This is a genomic window from Actinacidiphila sp. bgisy144, assembly GCF_057708105.1.
Map to the genome: position 1 here is coordinate 269,683 of NZ_JBYIRM010000007.1, position 22,293 is coordinate 291,975.

At 71.4% G+C, this 22,293-nt stretch carries 23 protein-coding genes, 2 tRNA genes and 1 pseudogene; 14 read left to right on the forward strand and 12 right to left on the reverse strand.

Annotated elements, in window-relative coordinates:
* Positions 1 to 5: 5 nt before the first annotated feature.
* Positions 6 to 1,166, reverse strand: coding sequence for a helix-turn-helix domain-containing protein (locus AC3EVP_RS11475; protein WP_435128778.1), 1,161 nt, complete (start codon positions 1,164 to 1,166; stop codon positions 6 to 8).
* A gap of 3 nt (positions 1,167 to 1,169) precedes the next feature.
* On the reverse strand, positions 1,170 to 1,613 hold the full coding sequence (locus tag AC3EVP_RS11480) for an NUDIX hydrolase (RefSeq protein WP_435128781.1): 444 nt from the start codon (positions 1,611 to 1,613) through the stop codon (positions 1,170 to 1,172).
* 159 nt (positions 1,614 to 1,772) lie between these two features.
* Between AC3EVP_RS11480 and AC3EVP_RS11485 the strand changes: the two genes are divergently transcribed.
* From AC3EVP_RS11485 to AC3EVP_RS11515, 7 genes are all read left to right on the forward strand, one after another.
* Positions 1,773 to 2,603 carry a TauD/TfdA family dioxygenase gene (locus AC3EVP_RS11485; protein WP_435128784.1) on the forward strand — a complete coding sequence of 277 codons (831 nt, stop codon included), beginning with the start codon at positions 1,773 to 1,775 and terminating at the stop codon, positions 2,601 to 2,603.
* A 383-nt stretch (positions 2,604 to 2,986) separates the two neighbouring features.
* On the forward strand, positions 2,987 to 3,490 hold the full coding sequence (locus AC3EVP_RS11490) for a hypothetical protein (RefSeq protein WP_435128787.1): 504 nt from the start codon (positions 2,987 to 2,989) through the stop codon (positions 3,488 to 3,490).
* Positions 3,487 to 4,014 carry a DUF6907 domain-containing protein gene (locus tag AC3EVP_RS11495; RefSeq protein WP_435128790.1) on the forward strand — a complete coding sequence of 176 codons (528 nt, stop codon included), beginning with the start codon at positions 3,487 to 3,489 and terminating at the stop codon, positions 4,012 to 4,014. Before AC3EVP_RS11490 ends, AC3EVP_RS11495 begins: the two co-directional genes overlap by 4 nt.
* A gap of 62 nt (positions 4,015 to 4,076) precedes the next feature.
* Positions 4,077 to 4,898, forward strand: a complete 822-nt coding sequence (locus AC3EVP_RS11500; protein WP_435128793.1) for a helix-turn-helix domain-containing protein — start codon at positions 4,077 to 4,079, stop codon at positions 4,896 to 4,898.
* Positions 4,899 to 4,932: 34 nt separating this feature from the next.
* Positions 4,933 to 5,508 carry a DUF6907 domain-containing protein gene (locus tag AC3EVP_RS11505; RefSeq protein ID WP_435128796.1) on the forward strand — a complete coding sequence of 192 codons (576 nt, stop codon included), beginning with the start codon at positions 4,933 to 4,935 and terminating at the stop codon, positions 5,506 to 5,508.
* On the forward strand, positions 5,505 to 5,627 hold the full coding sequence (locus tag AC3EVP_RS11510; RefSeq protein WP_435128799.1) for a hypothetical protein: 123 nt from the start codon (positions 5,505 to 5,507) through the stop codon (positions 5,625 to 5,627). The genes AC3EVP_RS11505 and AC3EVP_RS11510 overlap by 4 nt, the downstream gene beginning before the upstream one ends.
* A gap of 61 nt (positions 5,628 to 5,688) precedes the next feature.
* A complete protein-coding gene (locus AC3EVP_RS11515) occupies positions 5,689 to 5,940 on the forward strand; it encodes a helix-turn-helix domain-containing protein (RefSeq protein ID WP_435128802.1) in 252 nt (83 codons plus the stop codon).
* 194 nt (positions 5,941 to 6,134) lie between these two features.
* Here AC3EVP_RS11515 and AC3EVP_RS11520 read toward each other — a convergent pair whose 3' ends face one another.
* Positions 6,135 to 6,395 (reverse strand): hypothetical protein, encoded by a 261-nt coding sequence (locus AC3EVP_RS11520; protein ID WP_335970374.1) that lies wholly within the window; start codon positions 6,393 to 6,395, stop codon positions 6,135 to 6,137.
* A gap of 91 nt (positions 6,396 to 6,486) precedes the next feature.
* On the opposite strand from AC3EVP_RS11520, the gene AC3EVP_RS11525 reads away from it, so the two are divergent.
* Together AC3EVP_RS11525 and AC3EVP_RS11530 are read left to right on the forward strand one after the other, a co-directional pair.
* Positions 6,487 to 7,146 (forward strand): helix-turn-helix domain-containing protein, encoded by a 660-nt coding sequence (locus AC3EVP_RS11525; protein WP_435128806.1) that lies wholly within the window; start codon positions 6,487 to 6,489, stop codon positions 7,144 to 7,146.
* 66 nt (positions 7,147 to 7,212) lie between these two features.
* Positions 7,213 to 8,592, forward strand: a pseudogene (locus AC3EVP_RS11530) (site-specific integrase); the annotation flags it as partial.
* Positions 8,593 to 8,849: 257 nt separating this feature from the next.
* Here AC3EVP_RS11530 and AC3EVP_RS11535 read toward each other — a convergent pair.
* The 4 genes from AC3EVP_RS11535 to AC3EVP_RS11550 all read right to left on the reverse strand — a co-directional run bounded on the left by AC3EVP_RS11535 (position 8,850) and on the right by AC3EVP_RS11550 (position 12,630).
* Positions 8,850 to 8,922 (reverse strand) — tRNA-Lys (locus tag AC3EVP_RS11535).
* A gap of 136 nt (positions 8,923 to 9,058) precedes the next feature.
* Positions 9,059 to 11,161: a DEAD/DEAH box helicase gene (locus AC3EVP_RS11540; RefSeq protein ID WP_435128809.1), complete on the reverse strand. Its 2,103-nt coding sequence runs from the start codon at positions 11,159 to 11,161 to the stop codon at positions 9,059 to 9,061.
* Positions 11,162 to 11,372: 211 nt separating this feature from the next.
* The gene (locus AC3EVP_RS11545) at positions 11,373 to 12,074 is read right to left on the reverse strand and encodes a hypothetical protein (RefSeq protein WP_435128812.1); all 702 of its coding nucleotides are present in this window, start codon (positions 12,072 to 12,074) and stop codon (positions 11,373 to 11,375) included.
* Between the two features lie 205 nt (positions 12,075 to 12,279).
* Positions 12,280 to 12,630 (reverse strand): metallopeptidase family protein, encoded by a 351-nt coding sequence (locus AC3EVP_RS11550; RefSeq protein ID WP_335970367.1) that lies wholly within the window; start codon positions 12,628 to 12,630, stop codon positions 12,280 to 12,282.
* Positions 12,631 to 12,835: 205 nt separating this feature from the next.
* On the opposite strand from AC3EVP_RS11550, the gene AC3EVP_RS11555 reads away from it, so the two are divergent.
* From AC3EVP_RS11555 to AC3EVP_RS11565, 3 genes are all read left to right on the forward strand, one after another.
* A tRNA-Glu gene (locus tag AC3EVP_RS11555) sits at positions 12,836 to 12,908 on the forward strand.
* Positions 12,909 to 13,121: 213 nt separating this feature from the next.
* Positions 13,122 to 13,358, forward strand: coding sequence for a type II toxin-antitoxin system Phd/YefM family antitoxin (locus AC3EVP_RS11560; protein ID WP_435128815.1), 237 nt, complete (start codon positions 13,122 to 13,124; stop codon positions 13,356 to 13,358).
* 26 nt (positions 13,359 to 13,384) lie between these two features.
* A complete protein-coding gene (locus tag AC3EVP_RS11565; RefSeq protein ID WP_435128901.1) occupies positions 13,385 to 13,660 on the forward strand; it encodes a type II toxin-antitoxin system YoeB family toxin in 276 nt (91 codons plus the stop codon).
* A gap of 171 nt (positions 13,661 to 13,831) precedes the next feature.
* Here AC3EVP_RS11565 and AC3EVP_RS11570 read toward each other — a convergent pair whose 3' ends face one another.
* Both AC3EVP_RS11570 and AC3EVP_RS11575 read right to left on the reverse strand, forming a co-directional pair.
* A complete protein-coding gene (locus AC3EVP_RS11570) occupies positions 13,832 to 14,689 on the reverse strand; it encodes an SCO6745 family protein (protein ID WP_435128818.1) in 858 nt (285 codons plus the stop codon).
* A gap of 106 nt (positions 14,690 to 14,795) precedes the next feature.
* Positions 14,796 to 15,329, reverse strand: a complete 534-nt coding sequence (locus AC3EVP_RS11575; protein ID WP_435128821.1) for a YbhB/YbcL family Raf kinase inhibitor-like protein — start codon at positions 15,327 to 15,329, stop codon at positions 14,796 to 14,798.
* 101 nt (positions 15,330 to 15,430) lie between these two features.
* Between AC3EVP_RS11575 and AC3EVP_RS11580 the strand changes: the two genes are divergently transcribed.
* Positions 15,431 to 16,126: a GntR family transcriptional regulator gene (locus tag AC3EVP_RS11580; RefSeq protein ID WP_435128824.1), complete on the forward strand. Its 696-nt coding sequence runs from the start codon at positions 15,431 to 15,433 to the stop codon at positions 16,124 to 16,126.
* 47 nt (positions 16,127 to 16,173) lie between these two features.
* Here AC3EVP_RS11580 and AC3EVP_RS11585 read toward each other — a convergent pair whose 3' ends face one another.
* Positions 16,174 to 17,166 (reverse strand): 4,5-dihydroxyphthalate decarboxylase, encoded by a 993-nt coding sequence (locus AC3EVP_RS11585; RefSeq protein WP_435128827.1) that lies wholly within the window; start codon positions 17,164 to 17,166, stop codon positions 16,174 to 16,176.
* 183 nt (positions 17,167 to 17,349) lie between these two features.
* Between AC3EVP_RS11585 and AC3EVP_RS11590 the strand changes: the two genes are divergently transcribed.
* Positions 17,350 to 17,967 carry a TetR/AcrR family transcriptional regulator gene (locus AC3EVP_RS11590; protein WP_335970356.1) on the forward strand — a complete coding sequence of 206 codons (618 nt, stop codon included), beginning with the start codon at positions 17,350 to 17,352 and terminating at the stop codon, positions 17,965 to 17,967.
* 84 nt (positions 17,968 to 18,051) lie between these two features.
* On the opposite strand, the gene AC3EVP_RS11595 is transcribed toward AC3EVP_RS11590, so the two are convergent.
* Positions 18,052 to 19,602, reverse strand: coding sequence for a glycoside hydrolase family 88 protein (locus AC3EVP_RS11595; RefSeq protein ID WP_435128830.1), 1,551 nt, complete (start codon positions 19,600 to 19,602; stop codon positions 18,052 to 18,054).
* Positions 19,603 to 19,704: 102 nt separating this feature from the next.
* Positions 19,705 to 22,095: a polysaccharide lyase 8 family protein gene (locus tag AC3EVP_RS11600; protein ID WP_435128833.1), complete on the reverse strand. Its 2,391-nt coding sequence runs from the start codon at positions 22,093 to 22,095 to the stop codon at positions 19,705 to 19,707.
* Positions 22,096 to 22,293: the final 198 nt, after the last annotated feature.

The window sequence follows — 22,293 nt, forward strand, 5'->3', positions numbered from 1 at the left end:
CGGCGCTACGCGGCCATCTCGCGCTTCATCTGGTCGAGCGCCTGTTGAGTCGTGGCGTGAATGTCCGGCAGCCGCCGCTCGGCCATCCTCGCAACGCGCTGGAGCTGGTGCGGCAGTCGCTGAACTATGGCCTCATTGACTGCCGCGGCCAGTGTCGTCGAGGCGCCTCGGATATCCGCCGCGGTCAAGCGGACATGGGCCGTCGTGATCATCTCGATCACCTTCCACTGCGGCGCCACAGCGGTCGCCGGCCTCGGAACGTCGTCCGCGAGCCGTATCGCATCCGCGCTTCGGCCGGTCGCCACCAGACCCCGGAGCCGTACCTCGTGCAGGGAGTACGGGTTGAAGAGGCTGGTAGGGGCCACCTGTCCCAGCGTGAAGTCGGCCTCCTTCATCACGCGGTCGAACAGGGCAGTGTTGCCCAGAGCTCCCGCGGCGCGAGCAAGCAGTGGGAGAACGGCAGCTCGTGTGTCCGCATCCGGCGCCAACGCCGCCGCTTGCAGCAGGCGTTCAACCGCTGCGCCGTGAAGTCCCGTCTTGCGCAGCTCGTTTCCGTGCATGCGCAGTGCGAAGGACGCTGTGCGCGGGTCGTCGATGAACCGGGTGATCTCCAGCGATTTCGCTGTCCAGTGCGCCGCGGTGCTCAGCCGTTCTTCCGGAAGCACGTTGCCCAGTGCGACTCCGAGACCGACTCGGGCCCGCGCCAGCAGGTGCAGAAGCGCGCGCTCCGCGTGTCCGTCGGCAACGCGGGCTTCCAGTCGGGCCACGAACGGCCACAGTTCGGCCACCGCAGCGGTGGCCTGCCCGGACTGGCGCGCGATCTCCGCCAGCCGCACGGTCGACTCGCCGAGCTGAAGTACAAGCCGGTGATCGGTGTCCGCGGAAGTGGTGATGCCCAGCACGTGGGGTGGCAGTCCCAACCGCTGACACACTCGCTCGATCGAGCCGATATCGGTCAGGTGGCGCCGACCGGTCTCCAACAAGCTGACATACGTCTTGTCGTACCCGAGCAGCGCGCCGAGCTGAGTCTGGTTGAGGTTGTTCGCAGCTCGGTAGAAGCGAAGGATCGCTCCCAAATCTCTTTTTTCGAGGATGACTTGCGCGGCCGTGGTGGCCCAGTGCCACTGGCGAGCCGCCGGACGAAGTCCGGAGTCGTGGGCTGTCACGGCTTACCGCCGGTCGTACCAGGCCCGGATGGACGCCTTGTAGCCCGCGGGCATGTCGAGGCCGTCCACCTCATCCCTCGTGAACAGTCCGACTTGCTTGTGTTCGTGGCTGGCGACAGGTGCAACCTTCGTATCAAGCGCCACCGCGCCGTACGTGACGATCAGCACCCGACGCCCCGGCAGCGGCTCGTAGATCCACACGCCGCCCTCGATCAACGGCCCCACCTCGACCTGCCAGCCGGTCTCCTCCACGACCTCGCGTGCGACCGCCGCCTCGGGCGTCGGATCGGCCGCCTCCCCGGTCTTCTGGTCGACGATCTCCAACCGTCCGCCAGGCAGTTCCCACTCGTCACGCTCGTTGTGCAGCAGCAGGACACGTCCGTGGTCGTCGAGGACCACTGCCTTCACCGACACCGGCCACACCGGCGGCTTGTACGACGACACCATTCTCCTCCCGTAGCCGCGGAGCTTCGGACCGTAGCACGCGGCTCACTCAAAAGAACCGCGCCAACCGGTGAGCCGGCGTCGACAATCTGTCGCTTTACCGCATCCGGAACACGTGCCGACAGTGAACTCATCGAGCTGTCACGGCAAAGGAGTTCGGAAATGGCCAACGAAGCTCTTCTACCTAGCCTGTTCGCCGCGCACTACGTCGACATACGAGGCGCTGACGCGCCGACGGAGATCACGGCGCAGCTTCGAGGCACCGGTCTCGTGACCATGAACGGGTTGCAGTCCCGCGAAGCGGTCGTCGATGCTGCGTCCGCGCTCTTGCACATCGTTCCGCACCGCGACAGCGAGCCCGACGGACTCACTGTCGTCCGAGACACCGGCCGCCACTCCGGACTATCCGGATTCGCCGGACTGTCCAACGTCGCCTTGGCCGCACACACCGAGGGGTCCGGGATCTCAATGCCGCCGCGCTTGATGATGCTGGTGTGTGCCACGCCGGCAGCGGCCGGGGGCGAGTGCATGCTCGTCGACGGGCAAGCCATCTACGACGACCTCCTGGAACGCGAGCCAACGGCTGTCGAGGCGCTCTCGGATGAGCGAGCCGGGCTCTTCGGCGGTCAGAGCGGCGTTCTCGGTCCCGTCTTCCAGCATCACCAGCCGGATCGGGTCGCTCTGCGCCTGCGGCTCGACGACCTGGTGCGGTGGCACCCTCTCGCCCAGCGCTTCGTGCCCGCGCTCGTCGACTCCATCGCGCGAAACAGCCAGGGCTTCGACCTCGCCCGCGGGAATGCCTACCTGATCGACAACCACCGTTGGCTGCACGGTCGCACCGCCTTCGCCGGAAACCGCTTGCTCTACCGGGTTCTGGGGAACCCTCGCGTGTCCATGTCCAAGGGCTTTCCGATCAGTGCGAGAGGGCGGTTGCCGCTCGTCTCGGAGCCGACCGGACGACGTACCAGCCTCGCATTCCGACGAGTCCAGTGAGTCCGGTGAGGGCAGTCGCGGCGTCGGCCAGCCTGGCAGAACACAAAGCTCTGCGCCACCAGCACGCCTTGGTGCCGTCGTATCCGCCACATGCCGGTCTCACACGGGCGCCCAAGCCGCCGTAGCCACCTCGATCTCCGCTCCAGCGGTATGCCCGCAGGCGTCACCCACGCCGCCGAACGCACCCCCGTCCCCGTGCGTGCGGCAGCGGGCGCCCCTGCCGCCGGAGCGGGCTCTTCCCCGCTCCGGCCACGCCGAGTCAAGCAGGCATCCACGCCCCCAACTCCCCGCGGGGCGTGACGGACTCATGGCACCCCGCCCGTGGCCGGAGCGGGCCGCACACCACCCCTGTACGCAGCGTTCCGACGAAGGAGTCGATCCGGATGTCCAGCCGTCACCCTCGCGGCTTCACCTGCGGCCGGCGCACCTTCGTACCGCCCCGCCTCGTCACCGCGGCGCTGGGCTTGGCCAACAGCGTGCCCCCGGCCTGGGACGGCCTGGTGTACAGCTCCGACGACGCCGGCAAGCTGCTGACCTGCACGCTCCAGGCCCACCGCGGGCCAGTCCACCACGGCGTGGTGCTGAACCTGCGCGGCCCGGACGCCGGCACCATCTGGGCCGCCTGGCGCGACCACACGGCCCCCTACCTGGCCATCCTGCTCCCCGACTGCCCCGTCACCACCGCCGACGGCGACGAGGCGTGCAGCGAGTTCGCCGGGCACCCTGGCGCCCACAGCTGGGACCTGGCCGACCCGGTCCTGCCGTCCGCTCTCATCGCGGCCTTCGGTCCGCTCCTCGCCGACAGTGCCCGGCCGCCCGACGGACGCCTGCTCGACGCCGCCACCCGATTCCACCGCCCCACCACGAACAGGAACCCCGCACGATGAATCCCGCGGTCCCCTCGACCCCGCCGCCCCCGTTACTCGCCACCGAGACGGACGGCACCGGCCGCCCGGTGCGGCAGTGGACGATCACCACGACCACCGGCGAGCAGACCACCGGCTACCTGCCGCCCTGGGCCACCGAGGACCCCAGCGAACAGGGCGTGCTCCCGGAGGAGTTGGCGGCGCGGCTGGCCGACGTCTGCCACTCCACCGAGTTCCCGGGGCAGGTCCTGCGCGCGTACTCGCCCGGCAACGTGACGGACGCGCCGGAGGAGGTGGAGATCCTGGGCAGCAGCATCACCTGCGCGCCCTACGCCCCGACCCCCGAGTTGGCCATCCCGGTGGCCACGGTGTGCGTCGCCGACGGGTACTGGATCACCGACCTCGACCCGACGGGCCTGGCCGAGCTGATCGCAGGGCTACGCGCGGTGGCCGACCGACTCGACGACGTCGTCATCCCCCAGCTCAACGACATCCGAGCCGAGTGGACCGCCCACCACACTTCCGGCACGGGGGCCCGCCCGTGAGCAGAGACGACACCACGCCGGCTGCGGACTCCGAGAACACCGGTGCCCCTCAACTCGCCTGCGTGAGCGCTTCGTTCGCTGCCGACGAGGTGAGCGCACGGGTCCTGTACGCCCTCCACTTGGCGTTCCTCCGCGAGAAGTCCGGCCTGTCCCTCCAGGGCTTGGCTGACCAGTGCCACTACGAACAGTCCTACCTCCACCGCCTGGAGACCGGCGGCCGTATCGGCACCCTCGCCGTCGCCGAAGCCCTCGACCGCTTCTACGACACCGGAAACCTCCTCGCCGGACTGTGGCGCCTGGCCAAACGCGAAGCCAAACGCCGGGCAGACGCAAGCATCACCGCCCTGGAAGCCGCCGCCACCAGCATCCAGGAATACGCCCTCACCACCATCCCCGCTCTCCTCCAGACCCCCGCCTATGCCGAAGAGCAACTCGCCACCACCAGCCCGCAATCACCGGAGGTCCTGGCTGCGCAGCTCGACGCGCTCCGCGAACGGCAGGCTCGTCTCACCGAGAGCACACCTCATCCGGTCCGCTACCGCGCCGTCCTCGACGAGCTCGTCCTCCGCCGCGGCGCCCACAGCCAGGCGACCTGGGACGGCCAACTCGACCACCTGATCACCACCGCCCACGACCCCAACGTCACCCTCCAACTCCTCCCGCTGCACGCCGGCCCCCATGACCTGCGCGGTCCGGTGCAGCTGCTGTCCTTCCGTGCCCGCGGCCCTCTCGCCTACACGCACGGAACCCTCATCGACCACATCACCGACGACCCCGACGACATCGACGAACTCCACCGCCAGTACGACCACCTCCGCGACCTCGCCCTCACCCCCGCCCAGACCATCGAACACCTCCGCACCCTCCGCACCACCACTCGCTGACCAACCAACACCCCGCTCCAAGGAGCTGTCGCCCATGAGCCCCACGACCCTGCTCCCCAAACCCACCACGCCACCCCCCGAACGCGAATCGACCATGACGCCGCAACCGCCGCAGCACGCACCGCGCACCTGGACGATCAGCACCACCGAGGGCATCACCCTCACCGGCCACCAGCCCGACTGGTCCATGGACAACCCCAGCCGGACCGGCATCACGCTGGACCAGGCCGTGGGCCACCTACGCGAACACGCTCACTACGCCATGCTGCCCGTCGACCCGGTCCTGCCGCCCGCCACCCTCGACATCGAGATCAACGGCACCCGCTACCGCGAGTCCACCAACCTGATGTTCGCCTCCCAGATCGCCTGCCACCCCTACGCCGAGAACCCCCACCAGCGGGTCCCCACCGCCAGTCTCACCATCGTCGAGGAGTGGGACTTCGAGGGCCTCGCCCCTACCGACCTCGCCCGCTTCGCCACCCAGATCCGCACCCAGGCCGACTACTTCGAAACCACCGTCCTCCCCGCCCTGACCACCGCCCGCGAGGACTGGACCGCCCACCTCCCCACGTCCCCCGCCGACAACGAGAACAAGGCCGAGCTGCCGTGATCCGCCACTGGAAGCTCGCCCTCATCGCCGGCTGGACCGGCATCGCACTGATCGCCGCCCTTGCCCTGAGCATCGGACTCGTCCTCGGCCTGGCCATCGCCAGCCAGCCCACCCCCTGATGCAGTGCCGTACGCCAAACCGCCGATGTGTGTTCCGCGATCGAACAGCTTGGGAGCAGAGATGCCGTCACGAGCCCGGGCTCGGCCCAGAAGGCTCTGCCAGGAACCAAAGGCCGTCACGTGGGCCCGCGAAAGGGAGGGACTGACCAAGCGGGCCCTGGCCACCCGGGTCGGCATCTCCGAGCAGCTCATGGGAGACATCGAGTCAGGCCGGCGCAACACCACACCTGCCAATCTGATCAAGATCGCCGAGGCGCTGAACTGCCCGGTCGTGGTGCTGGAGCGCAAGCGCGGGTTCAACGCTGACGACTGACGGCTTCAGCCGCCTCTCGGTCGCGAGGCGCCCCGCTGCCACTCGGCGGCGCAGCAACTGGCCGAAGGTCAAGGCCGAGTCTTCCGCCCTCGACCGCCGTGCCATCCCCCCGGCCCAGTTGACCGGACTCCTCCATGCGCTCGACCAGGCACATACCGAACTTGCCCGAACCGCACGAAACAACCGGTAGGCGCTCACCGAGCAGAATCCACTTCCACGAGCGGTCGGTGCGCCAAACCAAGCAGCTTCAGGAGGTCGGAGGTCACGACCCTGTAGGCGTTGCCGAAGCGCAGCACCTTGACCGGGTACGCGCCCTGCTTCGCAAGTCCGTAACCCGTCGAGCGGCCGATCAGCAGCGCCCGGTTCGCTGTCTCCAGGTCTATGACCGCCGGAAGGGCAAGCAGTTCATCGCTCTTCAGTCCCCGCACCTGGCGGGAGGCTTCTGGTGTCATCATGGTGCACTCCTTGCGTCTGAAGGCGTCCCAGTGCGGGAATATGTGTATCACGGAGTTGCGGATGCGCATTATCGGACAATAAAGTGTTGCCATGACACCAACTCAATGGCCTGCGGCGCTCACCGCTCGGATCGCACATGGACTGCGCGAAGCCCGCAAGGCGGCCGGCCTCACCATGGGAGACGTCGCGCGGGGCTGCGCCGAGCGGGGGCTGGCGGAGATCACCGAGCACTCCCTGAAGAACCTTGAGACCGGCAGGAAGTCGAGCCTCGCCATCGCCGACTTCCTCGTGCTCGCCGATGTCCTCGCTGTCCCTCCCGTCACCCTGTTGTTCCCCCTCGGTACGTCCGCCGCCGTGGAGGTCCTGCCTGGACGGCAGGTCTCCACCTGGGACGCGCTCGCCTGGTTCACCGGCGAGGCACCCACCAGCCAACCGGCTCCCGAGGGCACCGCCCAGAACCTCCTCGACACCTTCCGCACCCACGGCGAGCTGGTGGCTGCCGCAACGGCCTCGACCACGCTGGCGAAGCAACGGAGACGTGCGGCAAGCACCACCCTGGATCGCGCTCGCCGGGCCGCCCTCCTGGAACGGGCGGCTGGCTACGAGGAGAACGCCTTCGAGGACTGCGCGGACCTACGCGCCTTCCGCGACCGAATGCGTGGGAGTGGCCTCGTGCCGCCTGCCCTTCCTGGCGAGTTGGCCTTCGTCGACGAATCCGAAGGACCTGACCGAGGTTCTGCCATGGCGTGAGGAGGCCAGGACCTTCGTCGCACCAGGACGACCGCATGGCGGCGCCATCAAGAAATGGGGGGACAGATGAAGGGCTCCACGTTCCGGCGGTGTGCCTGCCGGAACCCGGAGACGGGAAAGCAGTACGGGCAGTCCTGCCCGAAGTTCAAGCAGAAGCGACACGGCGTGTGGAACCTGCGCCAGGAGCTACCGCCTCGTGGGGACGGCACCAGGCGCATCTTCCGGCGTGGCGGATACGAGTCCGCCACCGATGCCCAGGCGGACTTGGACAAGGTCCGCGGACTGCTGGCGATCCCGGAGAAGGAGGACGCCGAGCGGCGCCGGGCCGTGGCTGATCTGCTGGAGCAAGTAGCCGCCGAGAAACTACCCATACCATCGGCCGAGGAGATCCGCCGGAAGCTGAACGGTGGGATCGACCTGCGTTCGGACGTCACGCTGGGCGATTTCCTGGACTCGTGGGTGGACTCGAAGAAGACGCGCACCACAACGACGAACGGCTACCGGTCCCACATCAAGGTGCACCTGAAACCCCGCCTCGGGCACATCCGCGTGGACCGCCTCACTGTCGGCCACGTCCAAGCCGCGTTCGACGGCATCAAGGACGACAACGAAGTGATCACGGCGGAGAACGCGGCCCGCCGTGAACAGGAAGCGCGTTGCCGGTGGTCCCATCCGGGCCGGCCACCGGTCGCCGAACGCACCCGCCTCGCCGCCGAACGCGCGAAGCTCGCCAAGATGAAGCCCTACCGGAAAATCACGGCCGCAGCGAGCCGCCAGCGCATACGCTCCACGCTCCGAGCAGCCCTGAATGCGGCCATCGCGCAGCAGCTCATCACCTTCAACGCCGCCGAGTACGTCGAGTTGGACTCCGGGAAACGTCCGAAGGCGGTGCTGTGGACTGATGAGCACGTAGACCGCTGGCAGAAGACCGGGGAAAAGCCCTCCGCAGTCATGGTGTGGACGCCCCCGCAGTTGGGGCGGTTCCTGGACCAAGCCGAGGGGCACCGCCTGTACGCGCTCTTCCATCTGATCGCATTCCGCGGGCTGCGCCGCGGCGAAGGGGTCGGCCAGGACTGGGCATACGTCAACCTGGACACCGCAGAGCTGACGCCGGCCAAGGAGATTGTGCAGGACGGCTGGGCACCGTACGAGTCCGAGCCGAAGACGGACGACAGCGCAGCAGCCATACACCTGGACAGCGTGACCGTCTCCGTTCTGCGAGCACATCGCGCCCGACAGAACAAGGAGCGGTTGGAGTGGGGCGACGCCTGGACGGACACCGGCAAGGTGTTCACCCAGGAAGACGGCTCTTGGCTGCACCCGCAGACCGTCTCCGACGCGTTCCGAGGCATCGCGGAAAGCGCCGCCCTCCCCCCGATCAACCTTCGTGACTTGCGCCACGTCGCGGCGACTCTGGTTCACGCGGCTGGAGGAGATCTCCACACGATCAAGGAGGTTCTGCGCCATTCCACCATCGCACTGACCTCTGACACGTACACAAGTCTCTTGCCTGACCTGGACCGAGAGATCGCGGAGAAGGCTGCCATCCTCGTTCCGAGGGCGCGGAAGAACGCGGCTGACGGAACCGCCGGGCTCACTGCGGGCTCACCGGCAACCGGGAAGTACTCCGGCGCGAAGGTTTTCAAGATCGAAAAGAAGGTCTTGCCCCAGGTCAGCGGCACTGTGGCCGCTGACCTGAGCGGTAGGCCGCGTGGGACTCGAACCCACAACCAATGGATTAAAAGTCCACTGCTCTGCCAATTGAGCTAGCGGCCCGCACCGACAGCATAACGGGGCCGGGCCCGGCGGGCGCGCACGTATCGGCGGTGGGACGCGGACAGCGACGGGCCCGGGCGCCTGCGGTGGTACGCAGGGCCCGGGCCCGGGGGAAACGCCCTAGCGGAAGCCGGGGTCAGCCGTTGCGCTTCCAGCGGGGCTTGCGGTCGCCGTAGGAGGAGGACGGCGCGTTGTCGCGGCTGTAGGAGGGGCGGGAGTCGCGGCGGTCCCGGTCACCGTAGGAGGGACGGGAGTCGCGGCGGTCGCGGTCGTTGCGGTTGAACGGCCGGTCGTCGCGCCGCTCGTACGACGGACGGCGGTCGTCGCGGCTGTACGAGGGACGGGAGTCACGGCGGTCCCGGTCACCGTAGGAGGGACGCGAGTCGCGGCGCTCGTCACGGCTGTACGAGGGGCGCGTGTCGCGGCGGTCCCGGTCACCGTAGGACGGGCGGGAGTCGCGGCGGTCGCGGTCATTGCGGTTGAACGGCCGGTCGTCGCGCCGCTCGTACGACGGACGGCGGTCGTCGCGGCTGTACGAGGGACGGGACTCACGGCGGTCGTCACGGCGGTCACCGCGCTCGCCCCGGTACGACGACGGACGGCTGTCGCGCCGCTCGAAGTTCCCGCGGTCGTCGCGCCGCTGGTACGAGGAGCGCTCCTCGCGCTGCTCGGGCACGGCCGCAGCCGCGGCTGCGGCCGCCGCGGCCTCCGCCGCCAGTTCCGCGGCCTTCGCCGCCACCGCCTCCTCCGGGTCCTCGCCGCGCTCGCGGGCGGACCGCGCGGTCAACCGGTCGGCCTCCTCGCGCAGTTCGTTCGCCCGCCGCTGCACCCGCTCCAACTGCTTGGTCAGCTCGGCGACTTCGCGCTCGGCCTGGGCGGCCGCGTTCTGCACCGCGTCGGCCTGCACGTCGGTGAGGGAGCGGGCGCCGGTGATCCGGGCCACGTCCTCGTCGAACACGCCCGCACCGCCGATGACATGGCGCGAGGCGTCGACCCCGGCGTCCTCCATCAGCCGGAAGATCTGCTTGCGCTGGTGCGGCAGGGCCAGCGAGACGACCGTGCCGGACTGGCCGGCGCGCGCGGTGCGGCCCGAGCGGTGCAGGTAGTCCTTGTGGTCGCCGGCCGGGTCGACGTTGAGCACCAGGTCGATGCCGTCGACGTGGATGCCGCGGGCGGCGACGTCGGTGGCGACCAGCACGTTGACGTGCCCGCCCTTGAAGTCCTCCAGGGTGCGGGTGCGCGCGCCCTGCGTCATGCCGCCGTGCAGCGCGTCGGCGCGCACCCCGGCCTCGATCAGCTGCTCGGCGACGCGGTCGGCGCCCATCTGGGTGCGGACGAAGATGATGGTGCGGCCCTTGCGGGCGGCGATGGCGGCGGTGACCGGCGCCTTGTCCTTCGGCTTCACCACGAGCACGTGGTGGCTCATGGTGGTCACCGCGCCCTGGGCGGCGTCCACTTCGTGGGTGACCGGGTCGACCAGGTAGCGGCGCACGAGGGTGTCGATCTCGTTCTCCAGCGTGGCGGAGAACAGCAGCCGCTGGCCGCCGACCGGGACCAGGTCGAGGATCTCGGTGACCTCGGGCAGGAAGCCCATGTCGGCCATCTGGTCGGCCTCGTCCAGGACCGCGATCTGCACCTGGTCGAGCGAGGCGGCGCCGCGGTTGATCAGGTCGCGCAGCCGGCCCGGGGTGGCGACCAGCACGTCCACGCCGCGCTCCAGGGCGTAGATCTGGTTCTGCATGGAGGTGCCGCCGCAGACGACCTTCATCTTCAGGCCGAGGACGTCGCCGTACGGCTGGAGGGCGTCGGCGACCTGCATCGCCAGCTCGCGGGTCGGGGTGAGGATCACACCGCGGGGGCGCTTGCGCTCGGTGTGGCCGCCGGAGAGCAGGGTGAGCAGCGGCAGCCCGAAGGAGAGGGTCTTGCCGGAGCCGGTGCGGCCGCGCCCGAGGATGTCCCGGCCGGCCAGCGCGTCCGGGATGGTGGCGGCCTGGATCGGGAAGGGGGTCACGACCTGGTTGTTGGTGAGCTTGCGGACGATCGCCTCGGGCAGGCCCAGGTCGGCGAAGGTCACCGTCGGCTCGGACGGCTCAGACGGCTCAGCCGCCTCGGTCGGCTCGCCGGATTCGGCGGCGGACGCGGCCGCGTCGGTCAGGTCATCGGGGCGGGGGTCGGTGGTGTCGGTGGTGTCCGCGCTGTCGGCCGAGGTCACGGCGTCGAGGACGTCGTTCTCAGGCATGGCGGAACGGTCGGCACTGTCATTGGACATGCTGAAGCAAACCCTCTCGGAGACTTACGGCACGCGCCAGCTCCGCAGGTTGCTTACAACCGCCTCAATGCGGTCAGCCACAGGAGATTAGGAACGCGCCACGGGGCGCGTATCAATCAGGCGCCAGGCAGGTGGGATCAAACGATCTACCAGCATACGCATCCGGCGCCGCTTTCGCGAATCACCTGCGCAGCGTACGTGCGGACCGGCGCTGGACGGTCCCGGAGCCGGCGTCCGCACCGCCCGTACCCGTGCCCCCGGCGCCCGCGGTGGAGCCGGTCCCGCCCGCCGCGCCGCCGCCTCCGCCGGTGCCGGTGGAGTCGCCGCCGCCGGCCGTCGGGTCGGCCGGGCCGGTGGGGGCCGCGGAGGTGCTGGGCGGGGCGGTCCCGGTCGGCCGGCCCGGGTCCGTGGCGGTCGGGGCCGCGGTCGGGGAGCCCTGGACGGTCGGGGCGGGCCGCCCCGCGCCCGGTGTGTCATCGCTCACATCCGTCGCGCCGCCCGCCGGGGTCGCGCTGCCGCTCGGCGCGGCCGAACCGTCGCGCCCGGCCTGCGACGCGCGCCCGGCGTACGCCCCGGGGCGGTGCGAGCCGTACGGTCCCGCCCCGCTCCTGGCGTCCGCGCCCGCCGCCGCACCGGACACCGCCGGGCTGGACGGCTTCCCGTCCGGCGACGCGCTGCCCGCGCTGACGCAGGCGGCCACACCCGCGGCGACGAGGGCCACGAGCGCGGCGGCGCGGACACCCGCGCGTACGGAGGGGGGCCGCACCGGCGGTACGTGCTCCACCTCCACGGCGGCGGGTACGGGTACGGGTCCGGCGGCGGGCCCGTACCCGGCGGCCGGAACGCGGGCAGGGGTCGTGGGGGCGGCAGCGGCTGGCGGCACGGTCGGCACCTCGGGTGGGGGTTCGGAACGGGACGCGGGCCGTACGGCTGCCCCGGGCAGCCCTTCGCCCGGCCGCGCGCCTGGGGGGTGTCGCCGTGCCCAACGCCGCCGCGGCCCGCCAGGACACGCCCCGCGCGCGCCCGCCGGTACGCGCCGTACGCCCGTACGCCCCGTACGTCCCGTCCGCCTCGTCCGCCGGGAGCGCTCAGCCGTAGCCCAGCGCGTGCAGCCGCTCGTCGTCGATACCGAAGTGGTGCGCGATCTCGTGGACGACCGTGGTCTCCGTCTCGGCCACGGCCTCCTCCCGGGTGGCGCACATCCGCAGGGTCGGGCCGCGGTAGACGATGATCCGGTCCGGCAGCACCCCCGCGTACCACTCGCCGCGCTCGGTCAGCGGGGTGCCCTCGTAGAGCCCCAGCAACTCCTCGTCGCCCGGCGCCGGTTCGTCCTCGACGAAGACCGCCACGTTGTCCATCAGGCGGGTCAGCTCGGCGGGGACCCGGTCCAGCGCCTCGCCGACCAGTTCCTCGAACTCCTCACGGCTCATCTCCAGCACGCCCCCATTCTCCCCGCCCCGCCCCCCCGCGAACCCCTTGCGCCGCCCCGCGCGTACCCCCTGCGCCGCCCCGGCGCACCGCCGTACCCCGCCTGCGGCGGACCGCCGCGCCGCACCGCCAAACCGTTTTGCCGTTCCCCCGGCCGATCCCCTATGCTTCCCGGGTCCCCGAAGTGCGCCGCGAGGCCGCGTCGGCAGGCCCTCAGCCCTCATCGTCTAGTGGCCCAGGACGCCGCCCTTTCAAGGCGGTAGCACGGGTTCGAATCCCGTTGGGGGCACTCAAAGGATGTCCTCTGACCTGTGAAAGCAGGGCGACCCGGTCGCGCTGATCGAACAGCACTTCGGCGCCCATCCGTACTTCGCCCCCCCGGGGCAGCCGCAGACTGCTCCTCCGGCCCCCACCGTGAGGAACTGTGGGGCGGCGATCCGCGCGCCCTCGCACGACGCCCCGACGGCACCACCCCGCTCCTCTGTGCGCTATTACGTACGCCATGAAAACGATGAGCGTCACCGAACTGCGCGCCAACATCGCCGACGCCCTCGACGCGGTGGAGGACGACGCCGAGGAACTGGTCATCACCCGCGCAGGCCGCGAGCCGATGGTCGTCGTCTCGCTCGCCGAGTACGAGGCTCTCAAGGAGACCGACTACCTGCTGCGGTCACCCGCGATGGCCGAGCGTCTGCGCAGGTCCATTGAGCAGGACCGGCGAACGACCGCAAGCTGCTGAAACGGATCAACCAACTGATCGCCGACATCGGTCGGAACGGCCATGAGGGTATCGGCAGGCCCGCACCACTGGGGAACGACCTTTCCGGCCACTGGTCGCGGCGCATCAACTCCGGGCACCGACTCGCGCCCCGCATCCGGAGTTCGCCGTCACCCGCGGCTCGAAGGTCTGCCCGCGACAGCGGGGGTGTTCCGCCGGGCGCGGGCGTCGCGGACGTGATCGCGACGTCCGGCCAATCGGCAAGAGGCGGGAGGGGGTTCGCGGAAGGTTGGACGCCGGGCGCTTCCTGGCGGGCGAGTTGACGGCGGACCGGCACGGCCCCGTCGGGGACGCGGGCCGGCGCCGAGCCGAGGACTTCGACCGCGACCAGCACCGGCCGGCCGGGGCAACCGCCGGCGCACCGCGATCCCGAGGGCGAACGCCAGCCGTACAGCGAAGCGCACCTGCCTGGTCCACGCCGCCGGCGCGGCGCCTCAGCCGCCGTCGACGGGGTCGGGCTGCCCGCGAAGCCCCCGGAACGTGCCCGCCGCGGTGAACGCGTCGGTGATCGGCGCGATGAGCGAGGCGAAGCGGCGGGCGCCCGCGGCGCCGATGGGCGCCCACAGGGCGGCGCAGTGCTCGTCCGTCTCCGTTTCGACGCGCTCGCGGGCCGCGCGGCCGGTGTCGGTGACCTCGGCGTCGGGGCCGAGCCAGCCGCGTGCGACGAGGCGGGCCGTCGCCGCGCTCCACTCCTTGTCGTCCCACTGGCGGGTCGCTCGCGCAAGAGCCGTCGGGAGGCGGCCGGTCGCGGTGTGCAGGACGAGGCAGTCGCACGGCCCGAGGCCGTTGTCGGCGAGGACGACGAGATGGGCGTCGCCGCGCCACTCGCGGGCCACCGTGATCTGCTGCCAGAGCGCGACGAGGGGGTCGGGGGGAAGCGCGACCGCGGCGTTCGCGGCGGCGAGCACCTTGCCCGCGTGGTCGGCGCCGGCGACGACCGGGTCGATCAGCGAGCGCGCCTCGGCGAGTTGGGCGTCCGTGAGGTCGACGCCGACGCGCCGCATCGCCCGGCCGGCGGCCCGGAAGCGGGCGGCCTGCCAGCGCGCGGGCGGTGCGGCCTGCCACACGCCCGTCATGGCCCGCACGGCCCGCGGGCTGAAGTTGTAGAAGGCCGCGGCCACGACCTGCCACGGGACCTCGCCCATCGCGGCCGAACGGAAGGCCAGGTAGGCCGGCCCGCGGTCGGTGACGCCGAACGCGGCCGCTTCCTCGGCGGTTTCGGGGACGAGGTAGGTGAACAGGTGGGCGTCGGTGACGGCGTTGCTGACGTGGCGTACGGCGTCGAGGTGCATGGCGGAGGTGTCTCCAGGTGGGGCCGGAACGCGGCCGGTCGGGGCCTGCCGGGGTTAGGCGGGACCGGTCGGGGTCAGGCGGGGCCAGAACGGGGCCGGTTCGGGGTCAGGCGGGTGTCTCGGCGGTGGCGGTCAGCACGGCGCGCCCGAGGGTGTGGCCGGCCATGGTGAAGCCGAGGACGGCCGGGGTGGCGTCGGCCGGGACGCCCACCGCGGGGATGTCGAGGGCGTGCACCACGACGACGTAGCGGTGCACGCCGTGTCCGGCCGGCGGGGCGGCGCCGATGTAGCGGGCCGCGCGGGCGTCGTTGGGCAACTGCCAGGCGCCTGCGGGCAGTCCTGAGCCGGTGTCGTCGCCCGCGCCCTCGGGGAGCTCGGTGGCGGTGGCGGGGATGTCGGCGACCGCCCAGTGCCAGAACCCGGACCCGGTGGGGGCGTCGGGGTCGTAGACGGTGACGGCGTAGCTCCGGGTGCCGTCGGGGGCGCCGCTCCAGGACAGCTGCGGGGAGCGGTCCTTGCCGCCGGGCAGGCCGGCGGAGTGCTGCTCGGGCGGCCAGGGGGCGCCGTCGGCGACGGTGGTGCTGGTGACGGTGAACGAGGCCGCCCGGGGGAGGCGGGCGAAGGGGTCGTGGGCAGACACAGCGGTCGTTCCTTTCCGGACGGGGGATGCGCCCTCGCCCATCAATGAATCGACGATAACACGAATAATCGACTATTCAGTCGATCGTCTAGGATGGGCCCATGACTCAGCCCGCGCGCTCCTCGACCCCGCTGCCGGGGAAGCAGATGCTTTCCGAGCAGGTCTACGCACACCTGCGGGACGCGATCATGCGCGGGGACCACGCCCCGGGCGCACCCCTCAAGCCGCAGGACCTCGCCAAGGAGCAGGGCGTGAGCCTGGCCGTGGTGCGCGAGGCGCTGGTGCGGGTGGTCGGCGAGGGGCTCGCCGACCGGCTGCCCAACCGCGGTTTCGCGGTCCCGTCCTTCTCCGACCGCCGCTGGCAGGAGATCGTGGAGGCGCGCCGGACCATCGAGCCGGCCGTGCTGCGCATGTCCGTCGAGCGCGGCGACGTGGACTGGGAGGCCCGGGTGCGGGCCGCCCACCACCGCCTGGCGCGTACTGCGCCGTACGCGCCGGAGGAGGGCGAGTACTACACCGCCGCCTGGGCCGAGGCGCACCGGGCCTTCCACCGCACACTGCTGGAAGGGTGCGGCAACCGCGCGCTGCTGGAGACCTTCGACCGGTTGTGGACCGCGAGCGAGCTGGCCCGCCGCTGGTCGGCGCACCGCAACCCGGGCCGGGACGGCATCGAGGAGCACCGGAGGCTGGAAGAGGCGGTGCTGGCCCGCGACGCCGACACCGCGGCCGCGGTCCTGGTCCGCCACCTCACCCTGACCGCCGCCGCGCTGACCGAGGACCCGGGCCCGGCCGCGTAGGAGGCTCAGGCTCGGCCGCGCAAGAGGCCCGAGGCCGCGGAGGAGGCTCAGGTGTCGAGCAGGTCCGGTACGAAGACGTCCTCGCAGGTCAGCCGGCGCCGCGAGAGGCCCTGTTCGTGGTGGTAGCGCAGGAAGGTGTCCAGGGCGGTGCGGTTGGCGGTGATGCCGTAGGGCCACCAGTCCTCGCCGAGCAGGCGGCGGTTCGCCTCGAACAGCGAGCTGAACCACGGGGTGATGACGCCCATGTGCTGCTTGGCGGCGCCCTCGCGGTAGGCGCGGGCGGTGAGTTCCTTGGCCTGGGCGAAGGCGTCGTACACCGCTCGGGCCAGGCCCGGCCGGGCGGCGAGGTCGCGGCGGATCGCGAGGACGTGCATCGGCGGGAAGATCCCGGTGCGGCGGTAGTAGGCGCGCTCCACGGTCTCGTGGTCGGGGAAGAGGCGGGCGACGTCCGGCGAGCCGTCGAGCAGCGCCTGCGGCACGTCGACGGAGATCAGGGCGTCGATCTCGCCGGTCGCGAGCATGGCGCCCAGGGTCCGGCCGTCCTCGGCGTGGCACACGTCGACGCCTTCCGGGACCGGCTGCGGAACCCAGTCGAACGACGGTACGGGGTGGTTGGTGCCGCCGACGACCCAGCGGCACAGGTCGGGGGTCACGCCGTACTCGTCGGCGAGGATGCCCTTCATCCACACGCCCGGGTCGTGGCCGTAGAGCGCGAACTCGCCGACGGTGCGGCCGGCCAGGTCCTGCGGCCGCTCGATGCCGCTGCCGGGGTGCACGAAGACCGCGGAGTGGCGGAAGTTGCGGTTGGGCAGGACCGGCAGCGCCAGGAAGGGCGGGTCGTCGAGGTCGAGGGTGCGCAGGTAGTAGGTGAGGCCGAGTTCGGCCACGTCGTAGCGCCCCTCGAGGGCGCGGCGGAAGACGTCCGACACCAGGGGTGCGGTCTCGAAGGTCGCGTCCACCCCGTCGATCGTGACGCGGCCGTCGAGCAGGGCGGCGGTGTGCTCGTACGGGTAGAGGCCGATGTTCAGCTTCGCGGCCATCAGGGGGCCTCCCCTCTCGGGAGCTGGTCAGGGGGTCATGAGGAAGTCGATACGGGGGTCTATGGATGCCGGACCCTTCCGTGAATGAACGTTCGCTTTAATGGTGGTCCCGGCACAGCCCGGGCGTCAAGGTGAATGACCATTTACGTTGAGAGTTGAGAGTTGAGAGTGAGAGGGGTCGCCATGCCGCGCCTCACCGCCGAGCACCGCGCGGCCAAGCGCGCCGAGATCGTCGCGGCGGCCCGCCGCTGCTTCTCCCGCGAGGGCTTCCACCAGACCTCGATGCCGGACATCGCCGCGGCGGCGGGTGTCTCGGCGGGCGCGCCCTACCGGTACTTCGCGAGCAAGGAGGAGATCATCCTCGCCATCGCGGGCGACGCGTTCCGGCTGATCTTCGAACCGGTCGAGCGGCTGGCCGAGGGCGCCGACGCCCCCACCCTCGGCGAACTGGTCGCCGCCGCGCTGGAGACGGTCAGCGCCGACACGGTCCAGGACGCCGCCGGGCAGCCGGTCGACGTCGGCGAACTGCTGCGCTGCGCCGTGCAGACCTGGTCGGAGGCGCTGCGCAGCGACGACGTGCGCGGCCCGGCCGCCGACGGCTTCGAACGGGTCCGGGCCGGCATCGCGCGGGCGCTGGACCGCGGCCGCGCCGCGGGCACGGTGCCCGCCACCCTCGACCCGGACCGCGGCGCCCGTGTGGTGATGGGACTGCTGCACGGCTTCCTGCTCCAGCGCGTGGCCTTCGGCCTCACGGACACGGCCGGGCTGGCCGCCGACCTGCACGCCGGCCTGATCATCTGACCGCCGCGTGGCCGGACACCGCCCGGCCACGCCTCAGGGGTACGCCTCGGCCGTACGCTCACTGGTACGCCTCGATGGCACGTCTCAGTGGTACGCCTCGTCGTAGAAGTAGAGGAACGCCCCCAGCCCGTGGAAGTCGTTGGTGGCCTGGGTCCGCCCGACGTAGTACGCGTAGTCGCCGACGTTCGTGCCGACGGAGATGTCGGTCAGGTACGTCAGGCCGTCGTCGTGCAGGGAGATCCGCGCCAGTTCGCCGCGCTTCCCGGCGTCGACGACCGGCTGGTAGGCGGCGGCGGAGACGTAGCCGCGCTTGATCGCGGTGTCGATGGTCTGCGTGAACATCGCCGAGCAGGACGTCTCGGTCCAGTTGCCCGCGCTGCCGCCCTTGTCCACTACCTGGAACCACCGGCCGCTGGCCGGGTCCTGGTAGGCGGCCATGCCGCGCACCAGGTTCTGGACGATGGTGACCAGTTGGGCCCGGCGCGGCTGGTCGGCGGGGATCAGGTCGAGCACCTCGGTGGCGGCGATGCCGTACCAGCCGACGGCCCGGCACCAGTACTCCGGTGCGAGCCCGGTGGCCGGGTCCGCCCAGGACGCCGCCTTGGACGCGTCGTAGGCGTGCTTCATCAGGCCGTTCGCCTGCTGGAGGTGGCTCGCGTAGACCACGAGCTGCTTGGTCGCGATGTCGAACGACTGGGTGCTGTCACCGACATACGCGCCGTACTGCGCCATGAACGGGTCGGCCATGAAGGTGCCGTCGGCCCAGAGCTGGTCGGCGCGGTCGGCGCTGGTGGCGTGCCAGAACCCGCCGTCGCTGGTGGTCGGATAGCCGCCCGCGGGCAGCAGCCGGTCGTGGATCTGCTTGGCGGCCAGGCCGTACCGGGTCTCGCCGGTCTCCCGGTACAGGGCGATCATGACCTGGCCCGGCATCATGCTGTCCAGGCTGGTGAAGCTGTTGGAGATGTGCCCGGAGGAGTCGACGAAGCGGTCCGCCCACGCCTTGACGTACGCGATCAGGGCGGCCCGGCGGGCGGGATCGGTGGTGTGCTGGGCGAGTTGGTACTGCCCCATCATGTAGAGGGCGACCGGGTAGCTCCAGCCGCCGACCGTCGCCGGGGTGTAGCGGTGCATCGTCGAGTCCGCCACGGCGTCCGCCCACTGGGTGCCCGCGGTGTCGGCGACGGTGAGCGAGTCGAGGTCGGGCAGGCCGCCGGCGGTGGTGCCCGTGACCCGGACCAGGTTGGTGCCCGCCCGCAGGGTCACCGGGATGCGGGAGACGGCCCAGGTGTTCCAGTCCGTGGTCGGGTCGAACGCCGGGGCGGACACCACCGTGCTGTTGACGCTGACGTCCGCCTGGCGGCCCGACGCCGTCCCGTTGGCGTACCGCAGCGCCAGGGTGGCGTCGCCCGCGGCGGGCGCGTCGACGCTGAACTCGACGTAGGCGCCGGCCTCGTTGGCGGTATTGACGAACCCCGTCCCGGTGTAGCCGAGGTGGTCGGTGTCCACGGTGCCGTGGTAGATCGTCGCGTCCTCCGCCTCGTAGACGGCACCCGACGCCGCGTGCGCGGGGACGGCCGCCACCGCGCAACTCGCCGCGAGTAACCCGACGACCGCCGCCACTGCTCTGATGCGCATGGGATCTCCTCTCTTCGGTGGACCAGGTGAACCGGGTGGACCAGATGAACCGGACGGGCCGGGCGGACCGAGCCGACCGGGCGGACCCAGCCGACCCGGCGGCTACACGCTGAAGCGGGCGACGAAGCTCTTCCCCGCCGCACCCCCGACATCGACCGCGAGCCGCAGGTTCGGCGTGGTCGCGAGGACCGTGACCCCGGGGTCCGCGGAGAGCACCCCCGACACGGCGCCGTCCACGGTGACGGTCACGGCGCCGGTGAGCTGCTGCGTCGGGTCGCAGACCGCGACGCCGAGCGTGCCGTCCTTCCGCTGCGTGATGACCGACGCGGTCCGGTCGACCTGGATGCCCCCGGCCTTGGGCGCGCCCGCCTGCCAGACGTTGGCCATCGCGATGCCGGCGCCGGCCCGCCGCATCGCCTGCACCTGCGGGGTGTTGGCGATGGTGACGTCGTTCGACGCGGCGAACGCCTCGGTCTGCGCCGAGGTCGCCGCGGGCAGCTGGATGTAGCGGTAGCTGCCCCCGGACGGGCTGACACCGTGGTCGACCCACAGGGTGACGAAGCGGCGCGTGTAGGCGGTCGTGTCGTCGTAGACCCCGCGGTGGTCCATGTCGGTCCACTTGCCGGTGCGGTCCTCGCGCACCATCGTGACGTGGCCGCCGGCGGGGAAGACGTACCCGCCGAGGTTGTCGACGTAGATCCACCGCGGCTGGACGACGGTCGGGGTGCTGCTCGGGGTGGCGAGCACCACCGAGCCGTCGACGTGGACGTTCGCCCGGCCGTTCGGGCCGGTGTTGCGGTTCTCGATGACCGACTCGACGGTGTGGCCGTCGGTGCTGCTGATCCCGGCGCCCAGGCACACCACGATGTCGTCGACGCAGAACCACGACTTGCGGCCGGTGAGCGTCTGCACCGCGAACGACAGCCCCATGCCCGCGGCCACGTTGCCGTCGAGCAGCGCGCCGCCCGCCCAGGTGTTGGTCGAGCCGCGGTTGGCGCCGAGCGCGAGCGTCTTGGTGTCGAGGGTGACGCCGGGCACCCGGTACTTGTCCGCGGTCGGCCAGTAGGCGTTCGTCCAGTGGCCGGGCTGGGTGGCCAGGTAGAGGTAGGCGGCGCCCTCGCCGGTGTACCAGCCCTCGAGGTTCTCCGCGTTGGCGCTCTCGTACGGCTTGATCCGGGTGGTGTCCATGGCGATCGCGAAGGCGAACGCGGGCCTGCGGTGGACGATCCGCGCCATCGAGGTCGCCACGACGGAGGTGGTGGACTCGGCCCCGACCGGGATCGCCTGGTCGGCGGCGACGGCCCGGCCCAGCGCGATCGACGAGGTGCGCACCTGCTCCAGCGGCACCGGGTCGTAGCTGAAGAAGTCCTGGTAGGTGTCCGCGGTGATCCACCCCTTGACCTGCGAGCGCAGCGTCAGCGCCTGGCTCGCGGGGAAGACCCGGGCGAGCTGGAGCAGGGTGGCGCTCGTCAGCCGGCCGATGCGGTGGTCGGTCTCGTAGAAGCGGGACAGCGCCCGGCCGCGCACCATGTCCATGAACGCCCCGCGGTAGATCCAGGGCACGTAGTTGGCCTGCGTCCAGGTGAAGACGCGCTGCACCTGGTCCGCCGTCGCCGCCCACCCGGTGCCCTGGAGGGCGACCAGCAGGTAGGTCAGGTACTGGAGCAGCGAGACTCCGTAGGAGCCGTTGTACGCGTACACCTTGTGCTGGACGAAACCCCCGTCGGGGTAGAAGCCGTCGCCGCTGGTGCTGTACGGGAAGAGGCCCGCGATCGCCGCCATGGCCTCGTCGATGACGGCCGCGTCCTGGCTCAGCGCGCCGCGCACGGTGGAGATCGCGCAGGTCCAGTTGAGGTTGGCGCCGGTGGCGGCGGCGCCGCCGACCCGGCTCGGGTCCGGCAGGTAGCGGGCGATCGCGGCCATCGCGGTGCTGATCTGGCTGGCGGAGAGCTGGTCGTACAGCGCGACGCAGGTGTCGTTGAGCGCCAGCGGGATGCCGATCTGGAAGTCCCACCAGTTGTCGTACTGCGCGCCGACGCCGTACTTGTGGGCGAGGAACCAGTCCAGGGCCGAGCGGATGTCGGCCAGCAGGCGCGTGTCGCCGGACAGCGACGAGCCGGGGGAGGCGTAGGCGAGGGCGAGTTGGCGCAGCCGGCCGATCACGTCGCGCTGCACCGCCGAGACCGAGGAGCTGTCCAGGTCCGCCCACAGGTAGGTGCGGGAGGCGGAGGTGTCCAGGCCGGCCCACAGGCCGTTCGCGGTGTCGGCCGCGTCCTGCACATAGGCGGCGATCACCGGGTCGGTGGCGCTGTAGCTGCCGATCAGGGTGTCCCGCCACTGGCTGCGGACCTGCGCGAAGTCGGCGGTGGTGGCCGCGGCGGCACGGGACGGTGCGCCGAGCGCCGAGCCGAGGAACCACGCGGGGGCCAGCGCGGCGCCGGCCAGCAGGGCGGAGCGGCGGGTGACGCCGCGGGAGTGGTGCGCAGCGGACATGGCAGGACCCTCACGGTAGGGGGAGACGGCAGCCGGAAGCGGACCGGAGCAGCGGGCCGGTGCCGGGGGCGTGAGGGATGGTGGCGCCGGGCGCCGGTGGAAGTCAAGGGATAATACGTATTAGCATGGGGTCCGGCGGAGAGTCCGGCGGTCAGCGGCCGGATCGCGCCGGGTGCCGGCCGGGCCGGCGGAGCGGAA

Coding starts and splice junctions, on each gene's coding strand:
- AC3EVP_RS11560 (WP_435128815.1), top strand. CDS start 13,122: ATGAAAACGATGAGCGTCACCGAACTGCGCGCCAACATCGCCGACGCC.
- AC3EVP_RS11520 (WP_335970374.1), bottom strand. CDS start 6,395: ATGATGACACCAGAAGCCTCCCGCCAGGTGCGGGGACTGAAGAGCGAT.
- AC3EVP_RS11490 (WP_435128787.1), top strand. CDS start 2,987: ATGTCCAGCCGTCACCCTCGCGGCTTCACCTGCGGCCGGCGCACCTTC.
- AC3EVP_RS11485 (WP_435128784.1), top strand. CDS start 1,773: ATGGCCAACGAAGCTCTTCTACCTAGCCTGTTCGCCGCGCACTACGTC.
- AC3EVP_RS11505 (WP_435128796.1), top strand. CDS start 4,933: ATGAGCCCCACGACCCTGCTCCCCAAACCCACCACGCCACCCCCCGAA.
- AC3EVP_RS11590 (WP_335970356.1), top strand. CDS start 17,350: ATGCCGCGCCTCACCGCCGAGCACCGCGCGGCCAAGCGCGCCGAGATC.
- AC3EVP_RS11515 (WP_435128802.1), top strand. CDS start 5,689: ATGCCGTCACGAGCCCGGGCTCGGCCCAGAAGGCTCTGCCAGGAACCA.
- AC3EVP_RS11540 (WP_435128809.1), bottom strand. CDS start 11,161: ATGCCTGAGAACGACGTCCTCGACGCCGTGACCTCGGCCGACAGCGCG.
- AC3EVP_RS11570 (WP_435128818.1), bottom strand. CDS start 14,689: ATGCACCTCGACGCCGTACGCCACGTCAGCAACGCCGTCACCGACGCC.
- AC3EVP_RS11585 (WP_435128827.1), bottom strand. CDS start 17,166: ATGGCCGCGAAGCTGAACATCGGCCTCTACCCGTACGAGCACACCGCC.
- AC3EVP_RS11580 (WP_435128824.1), top strand. CDS start 15,431: ATGACTCAGCCCGCGCGCTCCTCGACCCCGCTGCCGGGGAAGCAGATG.
- AC3EVP_RS11495 (WP_435128790.1), top strand. CDS start 3,487: ATGAATCCCGCGGTCCCCTCGACCCCGCCGCCCCCGTTACTCGCCACC.
- AC3EVP_RS11525 (WP_435128806.1), top strand. CDS start 6,487: ATGACACCAACTCAATGGCCTGCGGCGCTCACCGCTCGGATCGCACAT.
- AC3EVP_RS11595 (WP_435128830.1), bottom strand. CDS start 19,602: ATGCGCATCAGAGCAGTGGCGGCGGTCGTCGGGTTACTCGCGGCGAGT.
- AC3EVP_RS11480 (WP_435128781.1), bottom strand. CDS start 1,613: ATGGTGTCGTCGTACAAGCCGCCGGTGTGGCCGGTGTCGGTGAAGGCA.
- AC3EVP_RS11600 (WP_435128833.1), bottom strand. CDS start 22,095: ATGTCCGCTGCGCACCACTCCCGCGGCGTCACCCGCCGCTCCGCCCTG.